At 56.3% G+C, this 24777-nt stretch carries 23 protein-coding genes; 17 read left to right on the top strand and 6 right to left on the bottom strand.

Going from position 1 to position 24777, the window contains the following annotated elements:
* Positions 1 to 240: 240 nt before the first annotated feature.
* From DW133_RS01835 to folE2, 5 genes are all read right to left on the bottom strand, one after another.
* A complete protein-coding gene (locus DW133_RS01835; protein WP_199588772.1) occupies positions 241 to 1011 on the bottom strand; it encodes an SDR family oxidoreductase in 771 nt (256 codons plus the stop codon).
* Positions 1011 to 1670 (bottom strand): thioredoxin domain-containing protein, encoded by a 660-nt coding sequence (locus tag DW133_RS01830; protein WP_118274627.1) that lies wholly within the window; start codon positions 1668 to 1670, stop codon positions 1011 to 1013. Before DW133_RS01830 ends, DW133_RS01835 begins: the two co-directional genes overlap by 1 nt.
* A 28-nt stretch (positions 1671 to 1698) precedes the next feature.
* On the bottom strand, positions 1699 to 2223 hold the full coding sequence (locus DW133_RS01825) for an SPOR domain-containing protein (protein WP_118274625.1): 525 nt from the start codon (positions 2221 to 2223) through the stop codon (positions 1699 to 1701).
* Between the two features lie 16 nt (positions 2224 to 2239).
* On the bottom strand, positions 2240 to 3970 hold the full coding sequence (argS, locus tag DW133_RS01820) for an arginine--tRNA ligase (RefSeq protein ID WP_118274623.1): 1731 nt from the start codon (positions 3968 to 3970) through the stop codon (positions 2240 to 2242).
* 114 nt (positions 3971 to 4084) lie between these two features.
* Complete coding sequence (gene folE2, locus DW133_RS01815; protein WP_118274621.1) at positions 4085 to 4882, bottom strand: GTP cyclohydrolase FolE2; 798 nt, start codon at positions 4880 to 4882, stop codon at positions 4085 to 4087.
* Positions 4883 to 5294: 412 nt separating this feature from the next.
* On the opposite strand from folE2, the gene DW133_RS01810 reads away from it, so the two are divergent.
* The 15 genes from DW133_RS01810 (at position 5295) to DW133_RS01740 (ending at position 19198) form a co-directional block, all read left to right on the top strand.
* Positions 5295 to 5681 carry a hypothetical protein gene (locus tag DW133_RS01810; protein ID WP_118274619.1) on the top strand — a complete coding sequence of 129 codons (387 nt, stop codon included), beginning with the start codon at positions 5295 to 5297 and terminating at the stop codon, positions 5679 to 5681.
* 367 nt (positions 5682 to 6048) lie between these two features.
* Complete coding sequence (locus tag DW133_RS01805) at positions 6049 to 8103, top strand: cytochrome c3 family protein (RefSeq protein ID WP_118274617.1); 2055 nt, start codon at positions 6049 to 6051, stop codon at positions 8101 to 8103.
* 106 nt (positions 8104 to 8209) lie between these two features.
* Positions 8210 to 8635 carry a rhodanese-like domain-containing protein gene (locus DW133_RS01800; RefSeq protein ID WP_118274691.1) on the top strand — a complete coding sequence of 142 codons (426 nt, stop codon included), beginning with the start codon at positions 8210 to 8212 and terminating at the stop codon, positions 8633 to 8635.
* 99 nt (positions 8636 to 8734) lie between these two features.
* Entirely contained in the window at positions 8735 to 9502 is a 768-nt protein-coding gene (locus tag DW133_RS01795) for an FKBP-type peptidyl-prolyl cis-trans isomerase (RefSeq protein ID WP_118274615.1), read from the top strand.
* Between the two features lie 69 nt (positions 9503 to 9571).
* Positions 9572 to 10216: a tetratricopeptide repeat protein gene (locus tag DW133_RS01790; RefSeq protein WP_118274613.1), complete on the top strand. Its 645-nt coding sequence runs from the start codon at positions 9572 to 9574 to the stop codon at positions 10214 to 10216.
* 57 nt (positions 10217 to 10273) lie between these two features.
* Positions 10274 to 10960 carry a 4Fe-4S dicluster domain-containing protein gene (locus tag DW133_RS01785; RefSeq protein WP_118274689.1) on the top strand — a complete coding sequence of 229 codons (687 nt, stop codon included), beginning with the start codon at positions 10274 to 10276 and terminating at the stop codon, positions 10958 to 10960.
* 2 nt (positions 10961 to 10962) lie between these two features.
* The gene (gene nrfD / locus DW133_RS01780; RefSeq protein ID WP_118274611.1) at positions 10963 to 11883 is read left to right on the top strand and encodes an NrfD/PsrC family molybdoenzyme membrane anchor subunit; all 921 of its coding nucleotides are present in this window, start codon (positions 10963 to 10965) and stop codon (positions 11881 to 11883) included.
* 226 nt (positions 11884 to 12109) lie between these two features.
* Entirely contained in the window at positions 12110 to 12586 is a 477-nt protein-coding gene (locus tag DW133_RS01775) for a nitrous oxide reductase accessory protein NosL (RefSeq protein ID WP_147408838.1), read from the top strand.
* Positions 12586 to 13077 carry a nitrous oxide reductase accessory protein NosL gene (locus DW133_RS01770; RefSeq protein ID WP_118274607.1) on the top strand — a complete coding sequence of 164 codons (492 nt, stop codon included), beginning with the start codon at positions 12586 to 12588 and terminating at the stop codon, positions 13075 to 13077. Before DW133_RS01775 ends, DW133_RS01770 begins: the two co-directional genes overlap by 1 nt.
* Before the next feature lie 13 nt (positions 13078 to 13090).
* Complete coding sequence (gene nosD / locus DW133_RS01765) at positions 13091 to 14377, top strand: nitrous oxide reductase family maturation protein NosD (RefSeq protein WP_118274605.1); 1287 nt, start codon at positions 13091 to 13093, stop codon at positions 14375 to 14377.
* Positions 14374 to 15270, top strand: a complete 897-nt coding sequence (locus DW133_RS01760) for an ABC transporter ATP-binding protein (protein ID WP_233542073.1) — start codon at positions 14374 to 14376, stop codon at positions 15268 to 15270. Before nosD ends, DW133_RS01760 begins: the two co-directional genes overlap by 4 nt.
* Entirely contained in the window at positions 15267 to 16064 is a 798-nt protein-coding gene (locus DW133_RS01755) for an ABC transporter permease (RefSeq protein ID WP_118274685.1), read from the top strand. Before DW133_RS01760 ends, DW133_RS01755 begins: the two co-directional genes overlap by 4 nt.
* 95 nt (positions 16065 to 16159) lie before the next feature.
* Positions 16160 to 18064 (top strand): heme lyase CcmF/NrfE family subunit, encoded by a 1905-nt coding sequence (locus tag DW133_RS01750; RefSeq protein WP_158571087.1) that lies wholly within the window; start codon positions 16160 to 16162, stop codon positions 18062 to 18064.
* Positions 18051 to 18536: a cytochrome c-type biogenesis protein gene (locus DW133_RS01745; RefSeq protein WP_118274601.1), complete on the top strand. Its 486-nt coding sequence runs from the start codon at positions 18051 to 18053 to the stop codon at positions 18534 to 18536. The genes DW133_RS01750 and DW133_RS01745 overlap by 14 nt, the downstream gene beginning before the upstream one ends.
* Before the next feature lie 35 nt (positions 18537 to 18571).
* The gene (locus DW133_RS01740; protein WP_118274599.1) at positions 18572 to 19198 is read left to right on the top strand and encodes a TlpA disulfide reductase family protein; all 627 of its coding nucleotides are present in this window, start codon (positions 18572 to 18574) and stop codon (positions 19196 to 19198) included.
* An 86-nt stretch (positions 19199 to 19284) separates the two neighbouring features.
* Here DW133_RS01740 and DW133_RS01735 read toward each other — a convergent pair whose 3' ends face one another.
* Entirely contained in the window at positions 19285 to 21768 is a 2484-nt protein-coding gene (locus DW133_RS01735) for an AsmA-like C-terminal region-containing protein (RefSeq protein ID WP_118274597.1), read from the bottom strand.
* Between the two features lie 326 nt (positions 21769 to 22094).
* On the opposite strand from DW133_RS01735, the gene DW133_RS01730 reads away from it, so the two are divergent.
* Positions 22095 to 22394 carry a DUF6110 family protein gene (locus tag DW133_RS01730; protein WP_199588771.1) on the top strand — a complete coding sequence of 100 codons (300 nt, stop codon included), beginning with the start codon at positions 22095 to 22097 and terminating at the stop codon, positions 22392 to 22394.
* Between the two features lie 45 nt (positions 22395 to 22439).
* On the top strand, positions 22440 to 24776 hold the full coding sequence (locus DW133_RS01725) for a heavy metal translocating P-type ATPase (protein ID WP_118274593.1): 2337 nt from the start codon (positions 22440 to 22442) through the stop codon (positions 24774 to 24776).
* The last annotated feature ends 1 nt before the right edge of the window (position 24777 follow it).

Genomic DNA, 24777 nt, shown 5'->3' with positions numbered 1-24777 from the left:
GCCGACGTGCCTTTTGCACGAAACTCCGGCGCCAACAGCGAGAACCAACCTCTCGGCGTTGCGTGAGCAACTCCGGAGGAATCCTCTGATTTCAATCAGGGGAGGACGTCAAGCTGGAGATGTGGTGGGATCATTCGGCAATGGTTTCTTTGCCGTCCCGTTTGCGCTGTTTTGGATCGATTGCTGAAGAAAATTCAGCCCGGCGCAAAGGGCAACCGGGCTGAAGTGCAGGCAATTCGGTCAGAGACCGAGCTCTTTGGCGCGCGGCTTTTCTCCGCGACCGCTTAAGGCCCAGTCGAAGACGGAATCGGGAAGAATCTTCAGGAGGCGAGCCACCCAGGCCATCTGCCAGGGAATCACACGATAGGAATCCTTGTCGAGAATCGCCTTGACGGCGCGCTCGGCGAATTCTTCCGGCTCCAGAATGAAGGGCATCTTGTACGGGTTCTTTGCAACGAGTGGGGTGCGCACGAAGCCCGGGCAGATCGTTGTGACGGAAATGCCGTACTTACGCACGTCGTTGCGCAAACTTTCCAGATAGCTGATCACGGCGGCCTTGCTGGAGCAATAGGCTTCGCTGCCGGGAAGACCGCGGATGCCGCCGACGGAACCGATGCCGGCAAATTGGCCGCCGCCGCGCTTGCTCATCGGTTCGATGAAGGGGTGAAAGGTTGCGGCCATAGCAAAGACGTTCGTGCGATAGACCTTTTCAAGAACGTCCAGATCTTCTTCGTATTCCGTTTTGACGCCGATCGAGATGCCGGCGTTGGCTAGCACGATGTCCACGGGGGCTTTGCCGTCAAAGTCCCGAGCCGCGGCAAAGAGTGCTGCGCGGTCGGTGACGTCGAGCGCATAGGTGGTGTGTGCCTGAGCGTTTTGCATGCTCGAAAGCACGGTGTCAAGCTTTTCCTGACTGCGGCCGACAAGACCCAGCTGAGCGCCCATGGCATCGAACTTCTTGGCCATCGCAGCGCCGATGCCGCTGGAAGCCCCAGTGATGAAAACGCGCATTATTTTTCCTGACGGATTTTGTTGATGAGCCACTGCACGGTGTCGACCGTACCCTGACGCGTACCAACGAGATGCGGAGCAGTGATATAGCGGCCGGCAACGCCTACGCAAGGCGTGGAGTCCACACCGTAGTTCTTCCAGGTGCGGGTGGCTTGGCGAGCTTTGCTCACAACGGAGAAGCTACCGAGCGTCTGACGGAACTTGTTCTGATCGAGGCCATGCTCGCCGACCCACTGCAGAACATCCTTTTCGATGTCGGCTGCCGAGCTCCAGTCGTGAGAGCCGCGGATCACCCAGGTCCAGAATTCCATATGCAGATCGCCCATGCGGCCGAGCGCTTCAAAGGCGTAGTAGGTATGCGGGAAGATGGCGAGATCGTCGTTCCAAGCTACGGGAACCGGCACGACCTTCACTTCCGGATTGCCCTTAACGGACTCGATGAACTTTTCCATGACCGGAGCAAAGGTCAGACAGTGCGGGCAGGTGTAGGCGAAGAAGTCGTGAACGACGATCGGTTTTTTGGGAAATTCCAGAGGAGGACGCACCTCGATGTAGTCTTTGCCGAGAACGGGATCCGGAGCGGCAGCGAAAAGCGAACCGGAAAAGCCGGCCGCGCCAACGGCGGCGGCAGAAGAAATCAGGAGTCGGCGAGAAATCATGGTCGATAGTCCTTGTCTCTTACGAAAATTAGTTGGGTTGATGCATGACAGTGCCCTGAATGCCGTTGTCGGCCAGGGTCTGTCGAATTTCTTCGGCAGCCGTTTCGTTGTCGAAGGGACCGAGGCGAACGCGATAGACACGCTTGCCGGCTTCACGACGGTACTCGATTTGAGCGTCGTTGCCTGTAAAGGCAATCTGGCCGCGCACTTTTTCGGCATCCGGCAACTCGGAGAAGGTGCCGGCGTTTACCCAGTAGCGATCGGTTGCAACCACTTCGGCAGCATCGGTGTTGCCGGCCGTGACGGAAGCAACCTGACTTTCGGTCTGTTCGCTGCCCTGGCCGGAGGCGTAAAGCTTCTTGTTCGGATCAATAGTCTTGCCGTCAAGAAGCTTTTCGTCGACCGAGGTACTCACCTGCTGAATCTTGTTGACGAACGGAATCGGAGCATTCGAAATAAAGATGAAAACGGCAGCCGCAAGGATGAGTGCCGTTACGACGCCCATCGTAAAGGACCAGAAAAGCGCTGCCCCGGAATATTTACGTATCGTCATCTTTGTTCCGTTTTCTTTACATACGTTCGGGAGCGGATACGCCGAGAACTTCCAGACCGTTGGCAAGGACGCGGCGGGCCGCCATACACAAGGCCAGGCGTGCGTTGCGTTCAGCTTCGTTGTCGACGAGCACGCGTTCGGCGTTGTAGAACGTGTGGAAGTCAGCGGCAAGTTCCTTCAGGTACACGCAAATGAGGTGCGGAGCCAGATCACGAGCCGCAACGGCGAGCGTTTCGCCGTAACCGGCAAACTTGGCTGCCAAAGCGGTGGCGGCCGTGCCGGTTAGGCTAGACAAATCAAACTCTGCGGCTTCGGCTTCGGCCGGAATGGCAAAGCCCTTTTCCTGAGCCTGGCGCAGGACCGAGCAGATGCGGGCGTGAGCGTACTGCAGATAGTAGACAGGGTTTTCGTCGGACTTTGAGCAGGCCAGATTGATGTCGAACACGAATTCGGCATCGGACTTGCGCGAAACGAGGAAGAAGCGGGCGGCGTCGCGGCCGACCCAGTCGACGAGGTCGCGCAGCGTGACGTAGGTGCCAGCACGCTTGCTCATTTTGACTTCCTGACCGTCTTTGACCACCAGCAGCATCTTGTGCAAGAGGTACTCGGGGAAGGTTTTGGGAATGCTGATGCCGAGCGTTTTCGAGGCGGCCTGCAGGCCAATGCGTACGCGAGCTACGGTACCGTGGTGGTCCGACCCCTGAATGTTAATGGCGCGATCAAAACCGCGTTCGAACTTGGCAAGGTGATAGGCTACGTCAGGCACGAAGTAGGTGTAGTAACCGTCCTTCTTGCGCATCACTCGATCCTTGTCGTCCTTGAAGTCCTTGAATGCTTCATCGGTGGTGCGCAGCCACAGTGCACCGTCGGCTTCGTAGGTGAAGCCGGCTTGCACCATGGCGTCAACGGCCTTCTGCACACGGCCGTCGGTGTACAGCGAGCTTTCGAGATAGAAGTTGTCGAAGGCAACGCCGAGCTGCTTGAGGTCGGAGTCCTGTTCGTTGCGCAGATAAGCCACAGAGTAGCGGCGGATGCATTCAAGATCAGCCGTATCGCCCGTGCTCTCGATCGTTTCGCCGGTGGTGGTGACGACGGGCTTCTTAGCGCAGTAGTCGCGGGCGATGTCAACGATGTAGTCGCCGTGGTAGCCGTTTTCAGGGAAATCTTCGGCGGTCTGTTCGCCGGCCAGTTCTTTGGCGCGGGCCTGTACGGAAATCGTGAGATTGTGAATCTGAACGCCGGCGTCGTTGTAGTAGAACTCGCGCATCACGCGGTAGCCCTGCGTGGCCATGATGCGGGAGAGCACGTCGCCCAGAGCCCCCTGACGAGCGTGCCCCAGATGCAGCGGGCCGGTGGGGTTGGCCGAGACGTACTCGAGAAGCACGCTCTTGCCTTCAAAAGCTTTGCTAGTGCCGTAAGCGGAACCCTGGCGCAGCACATCGCGAACGGCACGCACCTTGGCTTCCTGTGAGAAGCGGAAATTGATAAAGCCGGGGCCGGCAATTTCAACGTCGGAGAGGATGTCGCTGAAAGCGGCGTCCTGCTTTATGGCTTCGACCAGAGCCGCAGCGAGTTCGCGGGGATTCTTGCCGGCTTTCTTGGCGCATTGCAGTGCGATGGTGGTGGCAAGATCACCGTGGCCGGCCTGCTTGGGGCGTTCAAGGCGGATGGGTTCCGGGGAAAGGCCGCAAGCGGACAGTGCGCGGGTCAGAAGTTCAGTGAGAGCCTGTTTCTGGTCTTCGATCATTTTTTTGTCTTCGTTGAAATGAAGCGGGTGAAAGCCTATTTGAAAAGGTCGGCCGTAGACATGACAAAGAGGCGGTCGAATCGACCGCCTGTCTGCCAGAGATGTTCCTGAATTTTACGCGAGACGCTTGTCGCGAGAAATCGTTGCGTAAGCGGAATGGTTATGAATTGATTCAAAGTTCTCGGCTTCGGCTCGGTACCAGAGCACTCGATCGTCGGCGTTGAGCTGCTTGCAAACGTCGCGGATGATGTCTTCAACGAACTTCGGATGATCGTACGCAAACTCCGTCACGAACTTTTCATCGTTGCGCTTCAGACGGCTCCAAAGTTCGCACGAGGCAGACGTTTCGGCAAAGCGGATCTGCTCTTCGAGCGAAATGGGCTCGGACAGTTCCAGCGCCACAACAATGTGAGAGCGCTGATTGTGGGCGCCGTAGTCGCTGATTTCACGGCTGCAGGGGCACAGACTCGTGACCGGAACGGTGACCTCCTGAATGACGCGTGTCTTTCCGCCGACTCGTTCGGCCAGGAAGCGTACGTCGTAGTTCATGAGGCTCTTTAATTTGGACATGGGACTCGTCTTGGTGACGAAGAAGGGGCAGGAAATTTCGATGTAACCCTCTTCAGCTTCCAGAAGCGTGAGCATTTTTTCGAGTGTCTCGCGCATCATGTCGCTCGAAAGCGGTTCGTGGTTGTCGGCAATGAGCGAGACGAAGCGGGACATATGCGTGCCGCGCTTGTCGGCGGGAAGTCCCACGCACATGCACACCTTGGCGACGGTGGGCTGAGCACCCTTGATACTTTGCACCTGCAGAGGAACGGTGAGGCCGCGGATGCCGACGCGGTCAATCGGAATATTGCGCCCGTCCATCAGATTCTGGACGTCGGGCAGGACGTTGCTGGTCTTATCCATATCAATAACAGTCAAGTGCGATCCCGTCGTGCGTTTCTTATTGTTATTTCACGGTGTTCGGACTGCCAGCCGAAGGCCTCGGTAAGATGGTGAAGAAGGCGGACTGGAGTGGGCGGCGATAGACGCACGGCGACACAAACCGCTAGGTCTGTCGGATCTCGAAATTTCGTTGGAGAGCGAATGATAAAGGATTTGTGAGGAAGATATGACAAAAGTCGGGACCTTTACCGGTCGATCATCGACGAAGACAATCGGCAAGTACTGGAAAAAGCTATGGCGCGTCTCCATATAAGAATAGACATCCGAAACAAACGGTTGCCAACTGCGATAGAAACATACGCACTTGCCAGGTGTGCATCGGTACACTGAGCGCACTCTCCAAAGCACCTCTACAGAACAAGGAACTGCGAGCATGGCTCTCTACATCAACGGCCGTCCTGTCAATCCCATCGTGACCTTCCTGGTCTCCGCCGTTGTCATAGCAGGCATTATCGGCTTGGGCATTTTGCTGCTGCCCGTGATCGGCGGTCTCTTCGTGATCGCTCTTTTGATCGTAGCGGGCATTGCGCTTTACGGTGCCTACTGCCGCTGGCGTTACGGCGATCCTTTTACTCAGATGCAAAAGCAGGCTGAAGAAATGCTGCGTCGCCGCGCACGTCCTCAAGAGGAGCAGCCCCAGCAGCAGACGGTGCAGGACGAACCTGACCTTAAGACCGGAACGGCCCGCACTGGCATCAAGCGCGTGACAGTTGTCGAAGATGCCGTTGTTGTGGAAGAAATTCGACACAAGGACCTTTGACCTAAGTCAAAAACAATGCGGAAAGTCTGTTAGAGCAAGACTTTATGTGCAATCTTCGTATTTCCTGGGTTAACCCTCAGCAGGATGACGAAGAGATGTCCCAAAAGAAGGCATTTATAATTTCACTACTCATTAGTGAGTAGTCTTAATTGTTAACAGTCGACTTTTTGTTGACATAAGTCAACACGCAAGAGACGCTGAGGCTGGTTCGACTTTAATCAATCTCCCTTTGGATTGCGACAAAACTCCAACCTACCTGAAGGAAGTCTTAAGGTAGTCTTACAGTGCTCGCGATGCCTCAAGGTATTGCGGCGCTTCTGCTGTCTCCCCCGACGGCAGGGGTTTAAAAAAGATTTAGGAGATTGAGATGACAACAAAAATGATCAAAACGGCGGCTGCAACGCTGTTTTGCTCCGCTGCTTTGGTTGCGTCTGGTGTACAAGCTGCCTCTACGGGCCCCGGCCTCGGCACCAAGACCGTGAATACCATTACGCAGAAGGTTTGGGACAATCCGTCTACGACTGAAAAGGAAATGGGCGTCAAGACGCTCCAGGACTACATCGTCCAAGAAAAGGAAATGTGGGACTACCTTTTCCAGAATCACCCGGTGTTCAAGTACGCTGAAAAGGGCGCTATCAAGGGTGTGTACAAGATTTCGACCCGTGGTTCGGAATTCTTGACGGAAGGTAACGCTCAGACCTATTCGAAGCTTGCCGGCGGCCGTCCGAGCGCTTCGCAGTACCGCTTGGCTGCCAAGTCCGTGCTGGACTTCCCGAACCGTTTCGTCGGTCCGGAACGCTGCGGTGAATGCCATGCGATCCAGTACCAGAAGTGGAAGAGATCGCGTCATGCTCAGACGTTGCGCTTCCCGGGCGAACACCCCGAAGTCAACAACGATCTGAAGAAGAAGCTTTATGGCTCTCAGGCTTCGATTCTGCCTGACGGCATCATGCCTGAAGACATTTACGTGACCGTCGGTACGCCGCGTACGAAGTACGGCTTCATCGATAAGTGGCTGGTTCGTGGTTCCTACCACGTCCGTGACGGTCTTCTGAGTGACCTCTCCGGTACGATCGTTGCCGGCGGCAACCAGTTCTCCCGCGGTTGGGCACAGTGGCTCACCCCCGAAAAGGCCAAGGAAATCCAGAAGGTTATTCCTGATTTCCCGACTGAATTGAGCAAGTTCGGTCCGTCGGCTTCGCACCAGTGGGGTATGACCTCCTACGGTTCGACCTACGAACAGACTCTGTTGTTCCAGTCCGCAACTTCCTACTGCGAAGTCTGCCACTCGTTCAAGTTTGACTTTAAGTCCAAGGACGAATTCTTCAAGGCTCTCGGCAACGCCAAGGAACTGCAGAAGCACACGATTTCTCGCGGTATTTCCTGCGAAGAATGCCACGGTGCCGGCGGCCACTTGGTTGGCGCTGAATCCAACGGCTTCCAGACGAACTGCGAACGCTGCCACCAGCGCTCCAACTTCGTCGAAAGCGACTACAAGCTCCCGTCCGCTCAGGGCAAGCTTGAAAAGGGCTTCAACATCAAGACGAAGTCTTCCTGCCCGTCCTGCGGTACCGAAGGCTCTCAGCTCATGATGTCCAAGCACTATGAAAAGGGTATGCGCTGCGTGACCTGCCACGATCCGCACGAAGTGACCAGCAACGATTGGAAGGACTACTACACCAAGCCCGCCATCCGTCAGACCTGCCAGGACTGCCATAAGACCCAGGCCGACGTTGTTGCTAACACCAACACCCACAAGAAGATGGACTGCGTGGACTGCCATATGCCGTTCACGATGAGCTGCGAAAACTTCACGGCCATCCAGCGTCCTGACATGGCTGGTTTCGACGCCGTTCGTCGTTCTCACCTCTTCAAGATCGAAGTTGATCCTGAAAAGAAGATGATGAATCCGGGTGCCGGTCAGTCTCGTGCTTCCAACTCCAAGGGCTGGCACGTTGCACGTGACGAAGAAGGCCACGGCTACGTTGACCTGATGTGGTCTTGCGCCCGTACGGCCAACGCTGAAAAGGGCGTGATGGACAACAAGGGCTGCCATAGCCTGTTCCTGTCCGAGCTCGAAAAGGGCCTGCAGTACGGTGACCAGAAGGTCATCTACGGTGAAGTCATGAAGTGGCAGAACCCGGTTAAGGACGGCTTCAAGACCGCCAAGGCCGCTCTGGAACGCATCAACAAGCTTCTGGAAGTCACCAAGCTCACGGTTGAAGCCAAGACCGAAATCATGCTGCTCGTCGACAAGGCTGCCGACATCACCAAGCAGGTTGAAGAAGACGGTTCCTGGGGTGTTCACGCTCCCGATTACCTCAAGCAGCGCGTTGATACCGCTAACGCCTACTTGACGCAGGCTCAGAAGATTCTTGATAACGGCAACTTCCCGCTCATCAAGACTGAAGCCAAGAAGTAATCTAAGCGACTAGTAAACCTTGATCTCCTATTCTCGAGCGAAGGGAGCGACTCAAAACTCCCTTCGCTTCGAGGGTCAGAAGGAAAAAGGTTCATTGGAACACGAAATGAAAAAACAACTGCAAAATCTTGCGGTCTGTGCGCTTCTTGCAATCCCGACGCTCGGCTTTGCCGGCGGGGATGCTCCTTTGGAGGCGGCCGAGGAATATGTCTACAAAGTCAGACAAGTCTCGATTCCCGAGGCCGAACAGCTCTTTATGGAGCCCGGTGTGCGCATCTTTGATGTCAATACGCTTGAGCTCTGGGCTGAAGGCTACATTCCGGGGGCGGTGTTTTTTAACGTCGGCAACTGGAAGAAGCTCCTTCCCAAGGATAAGAACACGCTGATAGTGTTTTATTGCGCAAATCGCTTGTGCAGCTCCAGTCAGATTGCAGCCTATGAGACCATGAAGCTCGGCTACACCAATGTGTGGCAGATGCCCGATGGAATCTATGGCTGGAAGCTTACGGGGCGGCAAGTCGAGCTTCCTTAAGGAAGCGGCAATAAGCCAAGCAAGCTTTTGTGCAGTGCGCGATTTCAGTTTTGGAAGCGTACTGCGGGTGAACTGTATTAACTGAAGAAAGAAACCACAATGCAATCCCTCAAGAAAATCGTGCTGACGGCCTCTGCTCTGATGTGTGCCGGTACCGTTGCTTTCGCTGGCGAACTTGACACGCAGCAGGCCAAAGAGTCCTACAGCATGGGGGCATCAGTCGGAAACTACCTCTCTGACCAGATCTACAAGCAGAGCAAGCTCGGCTTGTCGGCTGACATGGCTCTTATTGAACAGGGCTTTCAGGATGCGATTCGCGGAAAAAGCAAACTTTCTGACGAAGACATGCTGAAGTTCCTCAACAGCCGCGCTGAAAAGCTCAATAAGCTGGATGTGGCTGCCAAAGAGAAAATGGCCAAGGAAAATAAGGCCAAGGCCACCAAGTTCCTCGCCGAAAACGCCAAGAAAAAGGGCGTGACGGTTACAAAGAGCGGCCTGCAGTATGAGGTGCTCAGAAAGGGTTCCGGCGCAACGCCTCGTATCGAGGACGTGGTAACTGTCGGTTATACGGGCAAACTCATGGACGGCACGGTGTTTGAAAGCACGTATGAGGCCAAACAGCCTGCCCGTTTCGTGGTCATGAGCATTATTCCGGGTCTGGAAGAAGGCCTGAAGCTGATGAAGGAAGGTGCGCAGTTCCGTTTCACGATTCCTGCGAACCTTGCTTACGGCGAATTCGGTGCCGGTCAGATTCCCCCGGAATCTCCGCTGATCTTTGAACTGGAACTTATCAAGGTCGAAAAAGTCGGAGCCCACCAAGGCATGGGTAAGACCGTGATCAACGGTATGCCCAACCCGCACAAATAATTGTGCTGGTGATGACGACTTGACTTTCTGAGCAATAAACAAGCTCTTTAACAAAGTGAAGGCATTTTCGTGAACGGCTTGGACGTTTTGATCGCACTGACTGCAGCGCTCTTTGCATTTCTGCTCGGGGTGTATGCGTACCGCGTCAGATACCGCTCAATGCCGCTAACGGTTGGGTTTGCAGTTCTTGTACTCGCATCAAGCGTTGCCGTTTATGCCGGTTTCGGTAGGTATGCCGACTGGCAGAACGAACAAACGGGGGTTGAGACGAACTACATGCTCGCAGCAAAGATTGCCGAAGCGCGTCGCATGGTAAAAAACATGCCTAACAATGCGCGGGCGCAGTCGGAGCTGGCCGAAGCGCTATACGAAGCCGGCCAATACGGTGAGGCCGTTGAGGTTTTCAACGAATTCATCAGGGTGGGTGGAGAAAGTGCGGAGGCACTCGGGAGACTCGCGCGTGCGATGTACTATCGCGACGCCAGAGTGATAACTGCCGAAACTCACCGTGTGATCGAGCGCGCTTTGTCGATCAATGCGTTGGATGTGCAGACGCGAATGCTCCTCGGGGAGGATGCGTTTATGCATCAACGTTATGACGAAGCCGTCAGCCACTGGAAGATGCTGCTTGATGCGGGCGTTGCACCCGCTCAGCAAAGAGCGCTCAGAAATGCCATCGCCAATGCCGAGTCCAGGGCTCGGTTGCAAGACTAATCGGCGGAACCCTTTGTCTTAGCAATAAGAAATTCGGTTCTGTCTGTGGAGAATATTGTGAGCGAAAAGATTGACAGGAGAAAATTCCTCGCAGGTGCCGGAGCCGGCTCGCTGCTCCTGTCGCCTCTCGGTGGGGCGGCAGCTGCTGGCAAGTCCGACGGCGGCAACCGGCCGCAATATGTGATGGTCTTTGACCAGAACAAGTGCGTCGGCTGCAGAGACTGCAGAATTGCCTGCAACGAGACCAACAAGTTGCCGAAAGGCCGCTCGCGTCTGTTACTGGAACTGCAGGGCAGCAAGCTCGAAACCGATCGCGGCTACGAGCCCAACCGCCGCTACATCCGCGTTTCTTGCCAGCAGTGCAAGAACGCTCCCTGCGTGAGAGTGTGCCCGACCGGCGCCGCCCATCGCGATCCCAAGACGGGCATCGTTACGATGGACACCTCCAAGTGCGTCGGATGCAAATACTGCATCGTGGCATGTCCGTACAACGTGCGCTTCATCAATGAAGAGACCAAGGTCGCTGACAACTGCGACTTCTGCCTGCATACCCGCCTCGAAAAGAACGAGCAGCCGGCATGCGTGGAAAGCTGCAAGTACGATGCGCTGATCTTCGGCGACATCAACGACCCGAAGTCGTATGTGAGCAAGTTGCTCGCCGTGAAGGATTCCGTTCGTATCCGTCCGGAACTCGGCACTGAGCCGCAGCTTCGCTACATTCCCATTGTGAAGAAAGGAGTGTAAAGATGGATATCACCATGAACTTTACACTTGGTCTGACGCAAGGCATCAGCTGGCCGTGGCCGATTGCCGTGTACCTGTTTTTGGCAGGTATTTCGGGCGGCGCGGTGGCCGTTGCCATCATGCTCAACCTTTATAAGAAGCAGACCGCGCAGAACACTCCGATCCTGAAGGCCGCGTCGCTGATCGGCGCCGTGACCATCATTCTCGGTATGGTCTGCCTGGTTGCTGACTTGACCAATCCGCTGTGGTTCTGGCGGATCCTGGTGTACTACAACCTCACCTCCGTGATGAGCTTGGGCGTTATTGCGCTTATTGTCTACATCCCGCTGGTGTGCATCCTCACGCTGGTTGCGGTTCGCGACAGCTTCAAGATCGGGTTCCTTGACGGCCTTATCGGTTGGTTTGACAACCATCGCTGCGGCCTTCAGTGGATCACGCTTGTGTTTGCGCTGACGATCTGCGCATACACGGGCTTCCTGATCAGCGCGCTGATCCGCTTCCCGCTGATCAATCAGGCTGTGCTTCCGGCCCTCTTTGTGGCTTCCGGTCTTTCCGCCGGTACCGCCGCTGCGAAGATGGTTGCCGCCGGCATGTTTGGTGAAGATCAGCACAGCGCCGATCAGAAGGTGCTGCACGGCGCCGAGTGGCCGATCATGGCTGCCGAAGCTCTGTGCATCTTCATGATCGCTGTGGCGCTGTTTACCGGCAATGCGGCTGCTCAGCACGCAGCTCAGGCCTTCTGCACGGGTACCTGGGCCACGCTGTTCTGGGTTGGTGTCGTCGGTATCGGCTTTGTCATCCCGGTGGTGCTCTGCAAGGCTAAGGGTTCGGGTACGTTCTACCTGACCGGTCTTTGCAGCGTTGTCGGCATGATGTGCCTGCGACTCTTCATCCTCTACGCCGGTCAGACCTACGGTATCTGATTGCTGAGGATCCCATAAGACTTTAAGTCTTTAGCAACTGCGGCGGAAAAACTCCGCTGCAGTTGCGCTTCTCAAAACACAAAAAAGGCTGATATAACAGTCCTGTTGAACGGGCCGCCGTTATCGGCGGCGTTTTTGCAATTGCGCGGCGTAAATCGCAGAAGACGGAGTGTTTACCGCGCGTCGAAAGCGCAAATCCGTGCAAACCATCCAGAGAAATAGTCCTATGAAAAGCCTGATTAAACTGTGCCTTGGCGCGGCTGTTGCCGTGAGCCTGTCCACCGCCGCTGTTGCCGGTCCCTTCAACGAAACCGATCAGTGCTCTTCCTGCGCCATGGTGATCAAGAAGTATCCTGGCCCCAAGGGACTGCTCGTTCTCAAAGACAAATCCGTACAGAAATTCTGTTCGGCTCGCGGCACGGCCTGCGGCTATGCGGCGGCCATGAAAAAGACCGGCGTCGTTCACGTGTTCATGCATGACGCCGGCGCCGTAGATTGGAAAAATCCCGACGACTCGAAGCTGATTGACGCCACCAAGGCGTGGTTCGTCTACGGCTCCAAGGTTAAGGCCGTGATGGGACCCTCTCTGGCACCCTTTGCCACGAAGGAAGCCGCGGAAGCCTTCCAGAAGGCCAATGGCGGCAAACTGATGAGCTTTGCTGATTTGACGCCTGAAGCACTTGGCTGCGGAGAAAAATACTGATGTCTCCTGTCCGTGGACTGGCGCTGGCGGCGATAGCCTGCACGGCGCTTATCGGCTGCTCGGAAGAAACGACAGAGGTTGTCAAGGCTGTTCCTATCGGAGCGCACGACCGCTGCAAGATGTGCGGCATGGTGATCGTGCACTATCCCGGCCCCAAGGCCGAGATATTCATCAAAGGAGCTGATGGCGAAGCCGTGAAGTTCTGTTCCGGGCGCGATGCCTTTACTTTTGCGCTGCAACCGGAAAACGCGCGTCGCCTGATCGGCTTCTTCATCCATGACATGGGTAAGACCGGTTGGGAAAAGCCTGACGATGCCGCGCTTGTTGATGCGACGAAGGCTGTTTATGTTTACGGCCACGACGTCGACGGCGTGATGGGCAATGAGCCCGTGGCGTTTACCTCTCAGGATAAGGCGCAGGAATTCATCAAAAAGCACGGCGGCAAGCTGTACGCCTACAAGGACGTGACGCTTGAGCTGCTTGACAAGTAGTACCGGCACCACGATGTCTTTGCGTTTGACGCCCTTGGCGGCTATTTTTCTGGCTTTGAGCGTGCCTGCGGCAGATGCCGCGGTATGGCGCGTGACGCCTGCCGACGACGTGGAAGACATCGTGGACAATGCCGAAGAGGGCGACACGATCATCTTTGCCAAGGGCGAATACAAGGTCAATCTGCTTCTTACCGAACCTTTGAGTCTGAAGGGAGAAGACGGCGCTGTGATCAATGCCGGAGGAAAAGGCTCGGGCATCACGATTCGCCGTTCCCGGACGACGGTTGAGAATCTGACCATCAAAAACTACGGCGGGGATCTCTACAAGCGAGACAGTGGTGTGCGCGTGATGGACGGCTGTACCGGTGTGAAGCTAACGAATCTCAAGCTTTTCGGTTCTGGTTTCGGCATCCGTGCCGATCGACTGGACAATCTGGAGATTCGCGACTGCGAAATCACGGGCAACTCGCGCCGGCATATCCTGGATCGCGGTGACGGGGTCTTTCTCAACTACGTCAAGCACTCCAAACTCATCAATAACAAGGTCAAGAACGTTCGCGACGGTTTTTACTTTGAAAACACCGATGCGACGGAGGCTGTCGGCAACCATTTCGACAACACCCAATATGGCATCCATTGGATGTACACCCGCAATGACATCGGCTACGACAACGTGACTGTAAATTCCGTGGGTGGTTTTGCCCTGATGAGCAGCAAGCGAATCATGTGCCGCGACAATACCGCGCGGGACAACATCGAGTTCGGCATCCTGCTTAACGTCTGCGAAGGTTGTACCGTCAGGAGCAACCTAGTTGAGGGTGTACACAACCCCAAGGGAAAGGCGGCGCTTGATACTGAGGGCAAGGGACTCTTCATCTACGGTCCCGGCGCAAGCCGCGTCGAAGGCAACGCCTTTACGGGAGCCGACATTGGCATCGGTGTGGCACTCGGTGGGGAAAAGACGATCGTCACTGAAAATGTGTTTGACAAGAACACGATTCAGGTGCGCTACGTCGGCAAGGCTCCGTTAGAGTGGAGTGAAAACGGTCGGGGCAACTATTGGAGCACATTCATGAGCTGGGATGCCGACGGCAACGGCATTGCCGATACGCCTTATCAGCCCAACGACAGTCTGGACCGTATTTTTTGGATCTATCCGGAAGCGAGGTTTTTGATGCAAAGCCCAGTCACGGCGCTGTTGCGCTGGTTTGCGGCGCGCCTAGAAATTGACCGCGGCAAGGGTGTGACGGACAGTCACCCGCTGATGACGGCTCCGGTTGTCAAAGGAGCGGCGCAATGAGCGGCATGCAGGAAACGATTTGCGTTGAGAGCGTCGGGTTCTGGCGAGGTCGGCGCAAAGTGCTGGACGGTGTGAGCTGCCGGCTGCGGGCAGGAACGCTCACCGCCTTGATCGGGCACAATGGTGCGGGCAAGTCCACATTGATCAAAACCATTCTGGGACTGATTCAACCTGCCGAGGGCAAAGTGTCGGTTTTGGGACGCGCGCCGGGCAGTGATCCGCTTAGCATCGGTTATCTGCCGGAAAACATCAGTTTTTACGAACAGATGACCATGCAGGCGCATCTTGAATATTTTGCGGATTTAAAAGGCGTCGCTCGCTCACGAGTCGACGAGCTTTTGGAAGCGCTCGGCTTGTCGCACGTGCGACGCAACCGCATGAACCAGTGCTCCAAGGGTCAGCGGCAGCGTCTGGGGTTGGCGCAGGCGCTTTTGGCTCAGCCCAAGATCATGATTCTCGACGAACCTACGGTTGGTCTCGATCCTCAGGCATCATCCTGGATGTACGCGCAACTTGCGCAACTGCGCAGTCAGGGTTGCACGGTGATTGTCTGTACGCATGAGCTCAGCTTGATCGAACCCTTTGCGGATTTGGTTCTGATGCTCTCGGGCGGCAAATTGCGTGCAAGCGGCTCTGTAGCCGAACTGCGTCGCGAGGCCAATCTGCCCGCCGTCATTCGCGGTTTTGACGCGGCGGCGGTGGCGGCGACGTCGGCTGCCAAATATCTCGACGGAGACTTGCTGCGCGTGCCCGACCATGATGTGGCCGAAGTGGTGCGCGTGCTTACCGAAGAGACGAAGGATTTTGATTTTGACATTCGCCGAGCGGGACTTTCTGAAATCTTCCGCGCATATTGCGTGCCTGCGGCTCAAACGGCGGAGGCATCGGCATGAGAAGCATTTGGTTGGTTGCCCGAAAGGAATTTCTAGATTGCCTGCAAAGTCGTTGGCTGCTCTCCGGCGGTCTGCTCTTTGCAATTTTGGCGCTGGCGGTGTTCTACGGTACGGCGGCCATTGGCGGCAGCTTTGCGTATCCGCCGCTTTCGGTCGTCATGAATTCACTTGTGAGCCTCACGGTCTTTTTGCTGCCGCTTCTGGCGATACTTCTGAGCTACGACGCGTTTGTGGGCGAACTCGAAGGCGGCATGCTGATTTTGATGCTCACCTATCCGGTGACGCGAACGGCGTTTTTACTTGGTAAAGCCGTCGGGCAAGGGGCGGCACTCTTCGTCGTTCTGACGGTTGGTTTTGCCGTGATGCCCATTGCCGCTTCATTTGCGGCCGTGCCTTACAGTGTCGGCGAATTGGCCGGAGCTTTGACGGTGACGGCGGGGTCGGCCTGGCTTCTGGGTCTCGTCTTCATGTTTGCGGCGTATTGCGTGAGTCTGGCCGTGCGCACGAAGGCTCAGGCGCTTGCCATCCTGATTTTGATTTGGCTTGCCGCCGTGCTTCTCTACGACCTGGGGCTGCTGGTTGCGGCCGTATCCTTTACGGGAGGCTTGCCGCGAGGCGTTTTGAACGCCTTGATGCTTGCTAATCCTGCCAGCGGCTTCCGTCTGCTCAATCAGTCGCTTTTCGGAAGCGTACAGACCACGGTTCCGATTGCGGCTCTGGCAGGCGTGCTCGCGGCATGGGCGGTGGCTCTTTTCGCGCTGGCTCGCGGCATTTTTGCAGCCAAACGCTTCTGAGGCTTCAGCGTCCGTGAAGGTTTGCCCGTTAAAGTCTGTCGGTATGTCCATGTGCGCCGAATTGTCGGTGTGAAGAAACGAAAGGTGCTTTCAGCGTGATTGCGGAATTCGGCCACTATCTGTTGTGTTTGGCGGCGGCCTGCTCGCTTTTCGGGGCGGTTGCCGTCTGGGCGGGGCTTGTAAAGGGGCAGCAGGCGGCTGCCGGCCTTTGGCGTGTCTGCACGCCCGTTGCGGCACTGTGTCTGGCCGTTGCCACCGGCATTTTGCTGCGTGCCTTTCTGATCGATGATTTCTCGATTGCCTACGTGGCTGATCATTCCAACACCAAGCTTGACGTCATCTATAAGGCGGCAGCCCTGTGGGGCAGCCACGAAGGCTCCATGTTGCTGTGGATTCTTCTGATGGCGTTGGCCACCTGCCTAGTTGCGTTTACCCAGCGTAAAAACGAAGCCCTGAACGCGCGCATTCAGTCCACGATGCTTGCCGTGATCGGCGTGTTCTGCGCCTTCGTGTTGACGGTTTCCAATCCTTTCCTGCGCAACCTCCCGGCCGTTCCCTCCGAAGGACGAGACCTCAATCCGATTCTGCAGGACATCGGCATGATTCTGCATCCGCCGGTGATCTTTGCTGCGTACGCCGGTTTGGCAGTGATTTTTGCTGTGATCGTGGCGGTGCTGTGGCAAAAGCGCATGTCGCCCCAGGCCGTTTCCTCGCTCAAGCGCATCGGCATCGTGACCTGGATCTTTTTGACTGCAGGCAATGCTCTCGGTTCCTGGTGGGCCTATACCGAACTCGGTTGGGGCGGTTGGTGGTTCTGGGACCCGGTGGAAAACGCCTCCTTTATCCCCTGGCTTTCCGTAGGCGCCTTGCTGCATGCTCTGATCCTGTTTGAAAAGCGCGCCCGTATGCTCAGGACTGTGGTAATGCTCGGCATCGTTTCCTTTGCACTGTGTCTGCTTGGCACCTTCATTGTTCGAAGCGGTCTGATGCAGTCGGTGCATGCCTTTGCGTCCGATCCGGAACGCGGTACCGTGCTTTTGTTTGCCTGCATCCTCGTGATGATTCCCGGGCTGGTTCTCTATACGTTGCGCATTGATGCCGTACAGGCTGCCGACGGCCGCGAAGCCGACGAGCCCAATGCGTTCGATATGGCGCTCACGCTAGCCGTGTGCGTGCTGTGCGTGGCTTCCGCCGCGGTGCTGGTCGGCACGCTCTATCCGGTTTTCTACGACATGCTGGGCTTGGGTACGCTTACGGTGGGAGCTCCTTATTTCAACAGTTTCTTTGCGCCGATGACGCTTTTTGCCGCAGTGGCGGCCGGCGGTGCGCAGATTCTTGCTTCTAAAAACGTGAAACTCACGGCGAGTGTCTGTGCGGCTGTAGCGTTGGGGTGCGGGACAGTTGCTTTTGCGACCGATCCCAAGGAACTTGTCATGACGTTTGCGGCATTTGCCGCGGCAGGCTGGCTGGTGGCTACCAGCGTGGCTTCGATTGTCATTCGCGGCGCCGGACGACCAAGTTTCGGTGCTGTTCTTGCGCACGCGGCCGTTGCCGTTGCCATTGTCGGCGCGACCGGAATCGCTCAGTACGAACAGGAAGCACTCGTGCGAATGGGGCCGGGCGCGGGTAAACCGGTGGGCGACGTGATTTTTGTCTACCGCGATACCTACAAGGTCAACACGCACGCCTACTTTGGCGACGCTGCGCACATAGAAGTGCTCAAGGCGACAGACGAAAGTCACCTCACGGATCTCTTCCCGATGCGCCAGACGTTCGTTTCAAGCGGCATGCAGATGACGGCCGCGGGCATCAATCACGGCATGCTCCGCGATCTCTACGTCTCGATGGGTAACAAACTTTCCGACACCGAATGGCTGGTTCGTTTGTCTGTAAAGCCTCTTGCAAGCTGGCTGTGGCTTTCTGCAGCGCTTATGATGGTCGCGGGAGTTTTGTTGTGCGTACACCGCCGCAAGGAGAAGGAAAAGAATGCTTTGGCTTAAACGAACACTCGTGGCGTTAGGCTGCGTTGCCGTCGCATCCGTGGCCACTCTAACGACGACTCAGGGGACGCAGTCGGCGGGGTTCTGCATCGTGCCCCAGGCGCAGGCCGCGGAACAAAAAGTCGAGCAGACTAAACAGGGCTTGACAGGCCGCGAGCTCTACGACGAAGCCATTGCAGTTTCCAAACTTTTGCGTGATCCGAGCTCGGCCAACAACACGCTTTTTGAGTCCGAAACTGCGCTTTCCGGCGAACTGAAGGCTCTCATTTATCAAAAACTTCGGGAAGGCGCCACACGCGGCGAAATTCTCGATTACATGGCTGAGCGCTACGGCGAGGCCGTTCGTTATCAGCCGGATTTCAACGCAACGACTTTTCTTCTGTGGGCCGCTCCCTGGATTGCCGTTGTCGTCGGAGCGTTCGTCTTCTGGCGTAGCATGCGGCGTAAGAAAAAGCCGGCTGTACGTTCGTAATGTATTTTTGACTTGTTATTTCTCAGGAGTATCAATTGAAACGTCTTCTGCTTAGCTTGGCTCTGGCTACGAGCCTATCTGTGTCGGCTGTGGCGGCTGAGGCGCCGGTCACGGATCATATACCTGCCTTCCAGACGAAGATCGTCGAAAACGGTGAGCCGATTGCCGGCAAACCCGGTCAGTTGCGCGACTTCCTGGAAATGCGACATACGCGCGGCTTTTCCAAGGCTGTTTTGCCGGATCTGAAGGGAAAGCAGGTGGCGTTGGATTCCTTCAAGGGCAAACTGGTGTTGATTGACATCTGGGCGAGCTGGTGCGAACCGTGCATCCGTACGATGCCGGCCATGCACGAGCTACAGAAGAAGTTCAATCACGATCCCAAGAGCCGCATCCACATTCTGTCCGTGTCGGTCGATGACAAGGTTAAGAATGTGCAGAAGTTCATGAAGAAGCATGGATTGGGAGAAGATTTCGAAACGCTGATCGACGCCAAGCAGGTGATCGGCGACGATGTGCCGCTCGATGTGGTGCCGAGCTTCTTCATGCTTGACGGTCAGGGCAATTTGATTGGCTTCGTTCGAGGCTTCGTGGACTGGACGGGCCCTGAAGTGATCGATTATCTCAATAAGCTTGCTGACAAGTACGCCGGTCGCGACTACTAAGCCGGTTTACTTTCAGCCCAAAACAACCCCCGCTTTCTACGAGAGAAAAGCGGGGGTTGTTGTTTCTCGAGTTCAAAGAGTATCGGCTAGAAACTGAAGAATTCCTTGACACTTTGCCAGATGCTCTTTTCTTCCTTCTTCGAGGGAACGATCGGCTTACCCTGAGCGCGGCGCAAGGCTTCGGAAGACTTCTGCCAATCGAAGCTCCATGCCGGAGCGGCGCTCTTGCCGTTGAAGACCGCCGTCAGGTGAATCGACGGAATGCCCTGTTGCGGCGCAAAGTTGATGCTGCTGTTGCCGTCAAGCGTGCCGGTTGCCAGATCGAGCTGCGCATCGGCGCGAGCGCGGATGTATACCGATCGCGCCACAATGTCTTTCAACGACAGAGCGTTGCCGTTGAGCGTGAGTGACAGCGTGGCTTCATCGAGATCGGTGCGCGCGCCCTGACGCGTGATGAGCGCAGTTTCGGCGTTCGTTACCAGATGGTTGCGAACGGCGGCAGCGTCCAGACCGAGATAAGAGGGACGCAGCACGCGCAGTTTGGAGGTACCGGCTAGATTTTCCGCCGCAAAGCCCTTGCCGGAAATCGTCAAATCGCCGTTGGCTACACCAGCTACGGGAGAGGCACCTGCTACCGGAGCAATGAACTTGTCGAGCGCGATGCCATCGATGCGGCCGTTAAAAAGCCATGAGGTGTCTTCGGCGAGCTCGAACGTGCCAAACAGGCGTCCCTCGGCGGTATTGACGACGAGGGAATCGACAACGGCCCTTCCGTTCTTGACGGAGAGAGTGCCGCTTAACTGTGTGCCAGTAATGCCGGCTACGGCAATGCGGCCGACACGAACAGCGCCGGAGAAGTCGAAGTGACGCATCCACGCGAGCATTTCTTCGCCGGGAAGAGTGTCGCGGTTGATTTCTCCGATCATCAGTTCGCCTTCGAGCTCGGGTACGCCGGCGGTTCGGCGAACAGTTCCGTTAAAGGAGATGGGGGCGCCCGCAAAGTCGCCCGACAAGCCTACCTGGGCGGTGTTCTCGTTCCAGTCGGCTTTGATGAAGCCTGAAACGGAAGCGTTGAAGTCCGTTGGCAGAGCCGCGTCTCCCGTGATGCTCACGCGAGCGATGAGGTTGTCAAGATCGGCGGTCTTTTTCACAAAGTCTGCGCGCACGGAGCTTGCTACTTCAAATGTATTGACACGGCTGCCGCGCTCTTCGGTGCGCGAGAAGCGCATTTCGGGACTTTCGATGATGCCGGGACGCACGCGGAAATCCACTGCACCGAGATGAATATCGCCGGTCGTATCGTCGGGCTTGGAAAGTGAAGCCGAGAGGTTGCTGCCGGAGACTTCACTACCCTTGAAGCGCACGCGGTCGGCCTTGGCTACCGTGGTCCAGGCCGAACCCTTGTTGCTGAGTTCGCCCGCAAAGCTTACGTCTTCGACCATCACGTAACGATCAGTCACGGAGATGGTCAGGATGCCTTTGGCAGACAAGTCACCGGCAAGCGTCGAGGGGTCGAAACTTACGAAGATTTGTCCGGTCTCGGCAAGCGTTTCCTGAGCGTGAGCGTCCTTGATGAGGCGGATGTTCCAAGCCGTTGTGGCGGACTCGGAGGCGGGTTCCTCAGTGGCCGGAGCGGGCTGTTGTTCGGAAGAGGTATCCTGAGGCTCGGGGGATGTTTCTGCGGCCGGGGACGTTGTTTCAGCAGGGGGCTCATCAGTGGGTTCAGCAGGTGTTGTCGGTTCGCCTGCCGAGGCTTCAGTCTCGGGGACGGTCGCCGCTGCAGGCGCCTGATCAGCGGGTGCGGGCTCGGCAACGAAGTCCTGCGGCACTTCACTTTGAGGGGAAGCTGCCGGTTCGGTCGGGGGAGTCAGGGTGCTTTCTTCGACGGGGTTTGCCGGGGCAGGTTCAGCGGCCGGCGTTGTCGGCACGGAACTTTCAACGGCTGGCGTCTGGGGCTGTCCGTCGTTTCCGACGGCTTCAAAATGCGCCGACATCTCAAACGGCGTATTCATTTCGGGCGAGAAGCGTCCTGAGGACAGCGTGAGCGCAGAAATTTTCCATTGACGGGCCGACTCGGCCGAGCCCGTCGTGAGCGCAATCTGCGCATTGTTCAGCCGGAAGTTGGAAACACGGAGGTTTTCCGGAAAGCGTACGGAACCGAACGCCTCTTCAAAAAGCGCGTCGCCGCTGGCGCGAGGCACGGACAGCGAAAACTGCGCACCATCGATGGCGATGGTTTTGACGTTGACGGCGCCGAGAAGCGACGACCAGAGAGCAACTTCGGCCTGAGCGCCAGCAATTGAGCCGATCGCTTCACCGCTTTCGATATCAACGAAGCGTAGCGACGGAATTTGTACGTGCAGCGAGGTGAGGTGCTTGAGCTCAATGGGGCCGCCGTATTCGACGGATGCGTTCAAAGCTTCTTTGGCGTAGGTGTCAATCGTCTCTTTGACCGCCTTTCCGTCGAGCACATAAAAGAGAGTGCCGACGGCCGCAACCGCCAACACAAAGATCAAAACGACAAGCGCGAGCACGAGACGCGCAATACGAGGCACAGAAGAAAGGAACATAGTTTGAGAGCTCAACAGACTGTCAGTTTGCCACATTTGACAAAGCCCTGTGCGTTACATCGTATCCACTTTGAGAAACTGTTGTTTTTGAGGTGCAAGTATGCAGCCATTCGTTCGCCTTCTTCTCACAAGCGCGGGACTGAACGACTCACCTTGGAAAGTGAGGTTTCTTTGGATTAAGTCAAAGAAAATCGCCGAAAATACAAAAAATGAGCCATGCACTCTGAAAAACGATCATGAAAAAATTGCCCCGAGGTGCGCGCGTGATTCATAACTGTAGAACACGCGCGTTTCACGACTGTGACTCTTGAGAAAGGAAGATAAAAATGAACAACTACACCAAGTACGGCCTGATTTTCCTCGGTGGCGTTGCCCTCGGCGCTCTCGGTGCGATGGCGATTTCCCGCGGTCGCGTGCAGGGTGTCAAACCGCTGGCAACTGATCTCGTGGCGGGCGGCATCGCTCTGCGCGACAAGCTGATGTCCGTTGCCGAAGGCGTAAAGGAAGATATTGAAGATGTCGTAGCCGAAGCTCAACTTAAGAATCAGGAAAAGAAGGCGGCCCAGGAAGCTCAGGAAACGGCCCAGGCCGTTCAAGATTCCGCCGTTGAAAAGACCCCGGCCTGATTCGTACCGCGAGCGGTTTCGTCCATCTTTTCGGACGCATAAGGAATGTTTTTTAAATTAGTTCATGAAGTCGGTAACCGTCAGCGGTGGATCACGACCGGCACGATGACGACGGCAAGTGCCGAATTGATTGCCGACGATGTGTCGGTGATCGCCGGCGTTTCCGGCGTGAAGGTCAATCCGCGCACGGGCTCGGTGATTGTTTTTTACGATGATGCGTGTGGCTTGGTGCCGGTGGCGGAGTACCTGAAGGGACTTGCGGCGGTGCCGCCGATGATGCGCGATGCGCGCAAGGCTCACGTAGAGGCTCTGCAAAAGGCGAAAGCCGAAACGCAAGACAAGGAGTCGGTGCCCACAACCGGGGCTCCTGCTTTGGCGACCGTGGTACGAGCTATGCGATCGATGCCGCTGCTTCGTGTTTTATCGCGTCCGTTGCAGCGACTCAGCCAGGTTGTCAGAGAGCCGCAGTCGGGAGAGCTTGATTTTTCTCCGCTGGTTCGTTGGGTGGTGGTGCGCCCCTTTATGCCGTTGGTTATTAACGCACTGAATGCGGTACTCGGCGCGATTCCCTTCCTAATCGAAGGGGCCAAGCAGTTGCGACGCGGAAAATTGACGGTGGAGGTGCTTGACGCTGCTGCCATCGGCATTTCTCTGCTGAGACGAGATTTCAAGACTGCCGGCCTGGTGGCTCTGTTGCTGGGCTTGGGCGAAATGCTTGAAAACTACACTCGCAAGAAGTCGCTTGAGAGTTTGGCCGACCAATTGGCTCTTAAGGTTGATCGGGTCTGGGTGCGCAAAGGTGAAACTATTGTCGAAGTGCCTCTTGTGGAAGTGTCCGAAAGCGACGTAATCGTGGTGCGTGCCGGCAGTACGATTCCCGTTGACGGGACGGTTGTGGGAGGCGAAGCCGACGTTAATCAGGCGACGATGACCGGTGAACCGTTGCCGGTTCACCGTACGCACGGCGGACAGGTTTATGCCGGTACGGTAGTTGAAGACGGAGAGATTGATATTCGGCCAACCAAATTGGCCGGTGAAACACGTTTGTCCAAAATTATCGAATTTATCGAAACCAGCGAGAAGAGCAAGGCGGGCATCCAGGGTAAGGCCGAACGCCTGGCCGATGCCATCGTTCCGTATAACTTTGCGCTCGCCGGTCTTGTGTTTCTTTTGACCCGCAACCTGACGCGTACTGCCGGCGTGCTCATGGTGGACTATTCCTGTGCATTGCGGTTGGCAACGCCGCTGGCCATTCTTGCCGGTATGAAAACGGGAACGAAAAACGGCACCCTCATCAAGGGCGGTCGCTATCTGGAAGCGTTGGCAGAAGTTGATACGGTAGTGTTTGACAAAACGGGTACGCTCACGGCAGCTTCTCCGAAGCTTTCCGACGTTGTGACGTTGGATGCGGCGCGTGATGAAGATGAACTGCTGAGTTTGGCGGCCTGTTTGGAAGAACACTTCCCGCACCCTGTTTCCCGAGCTGTGGTGCAGGCCGCTGTTGACCGCGATTTGGACCACTTCATCGAAAAACACGATGCACAAGTGAACTATGTTGTGGCACACGGCATATGCTCAAGCGTGGATTCGGCCAAAGTCATCATCGGGTCTCGGCATTTTGTTGAAGACGATGAAGGTGTGGACTGTTCAACGGCCAGAGCGCATGTGGAACGGCTTGCTCGCGAGGGTAAATCGATTCTCTACATTGCTTGCGCGGGAAAACTGATTGGTTTGCTCGGCATTGTGGATCCGATTCGGGAAGAATCGGCGCGGGTAATTGCCGAACTTAAGAAGCGAGGCATCAAGCGTGTCGTGATGCTTACGGGCGACGATGAACGCACGGCCGCCGTTGTGGCTGCCCAGATTGGCGTGGACGAATACCGCGCGCAAGTCCTGCCGACCGATAAGGCGGGCTATGTGCAGAGGCTCAAGGCAGAAGGGTGCAAGGTTTTGATGGTGGGTGACGGCATTAACGACAGTCCTGCGCTTTCTGCGGCAGATGTCGGCGCAACGCTTCGTGAAGGCAGTGCTATTGCGCAGGAGGTGGCCGATGTGGTGCTCACCCGCAACACGCTAGAGGATCTGCCCCGCGCCATTGACCTGGGGCGAGCCGTGATGAAACGCGTAAAAACAAACTTCGTGACTTCGGTGGGGCTAAATTCCGCCTTTATGGCGGGAGGCGTCACGGGTTTGTTGCAGCCCGCCATGGGAGCGGTGCTGCACAATCTCACGACGATCGGCGTGTGCTTGAACGCCATGCGTCCGGCTGACAATGGCCGTATCGAATGGCATGATGTGATCGAAAAGGTGCGAGAGGTGCTCCTGCAGCAGCCACACACCGAGCATTTGGCAGGGTTGTTGGACGAAACCTCCCGACTCTGAA

The organism is Sutterella sp. AM11-39 (genome assembly GCF_003472385.1).
GTDB classification, from domain to species: Bacteria; Pseudomonadota; Gammaproteobacteria; order Burkholderiales; family Burkholderiaceae_F; genus Duodenibacillus; species Duodenibacillus intestinigallinarum.
Note: the sequence above shows the minus strand (reverse complement) of the source record. Positions and strands in the feature narration are given on the sequence as shown.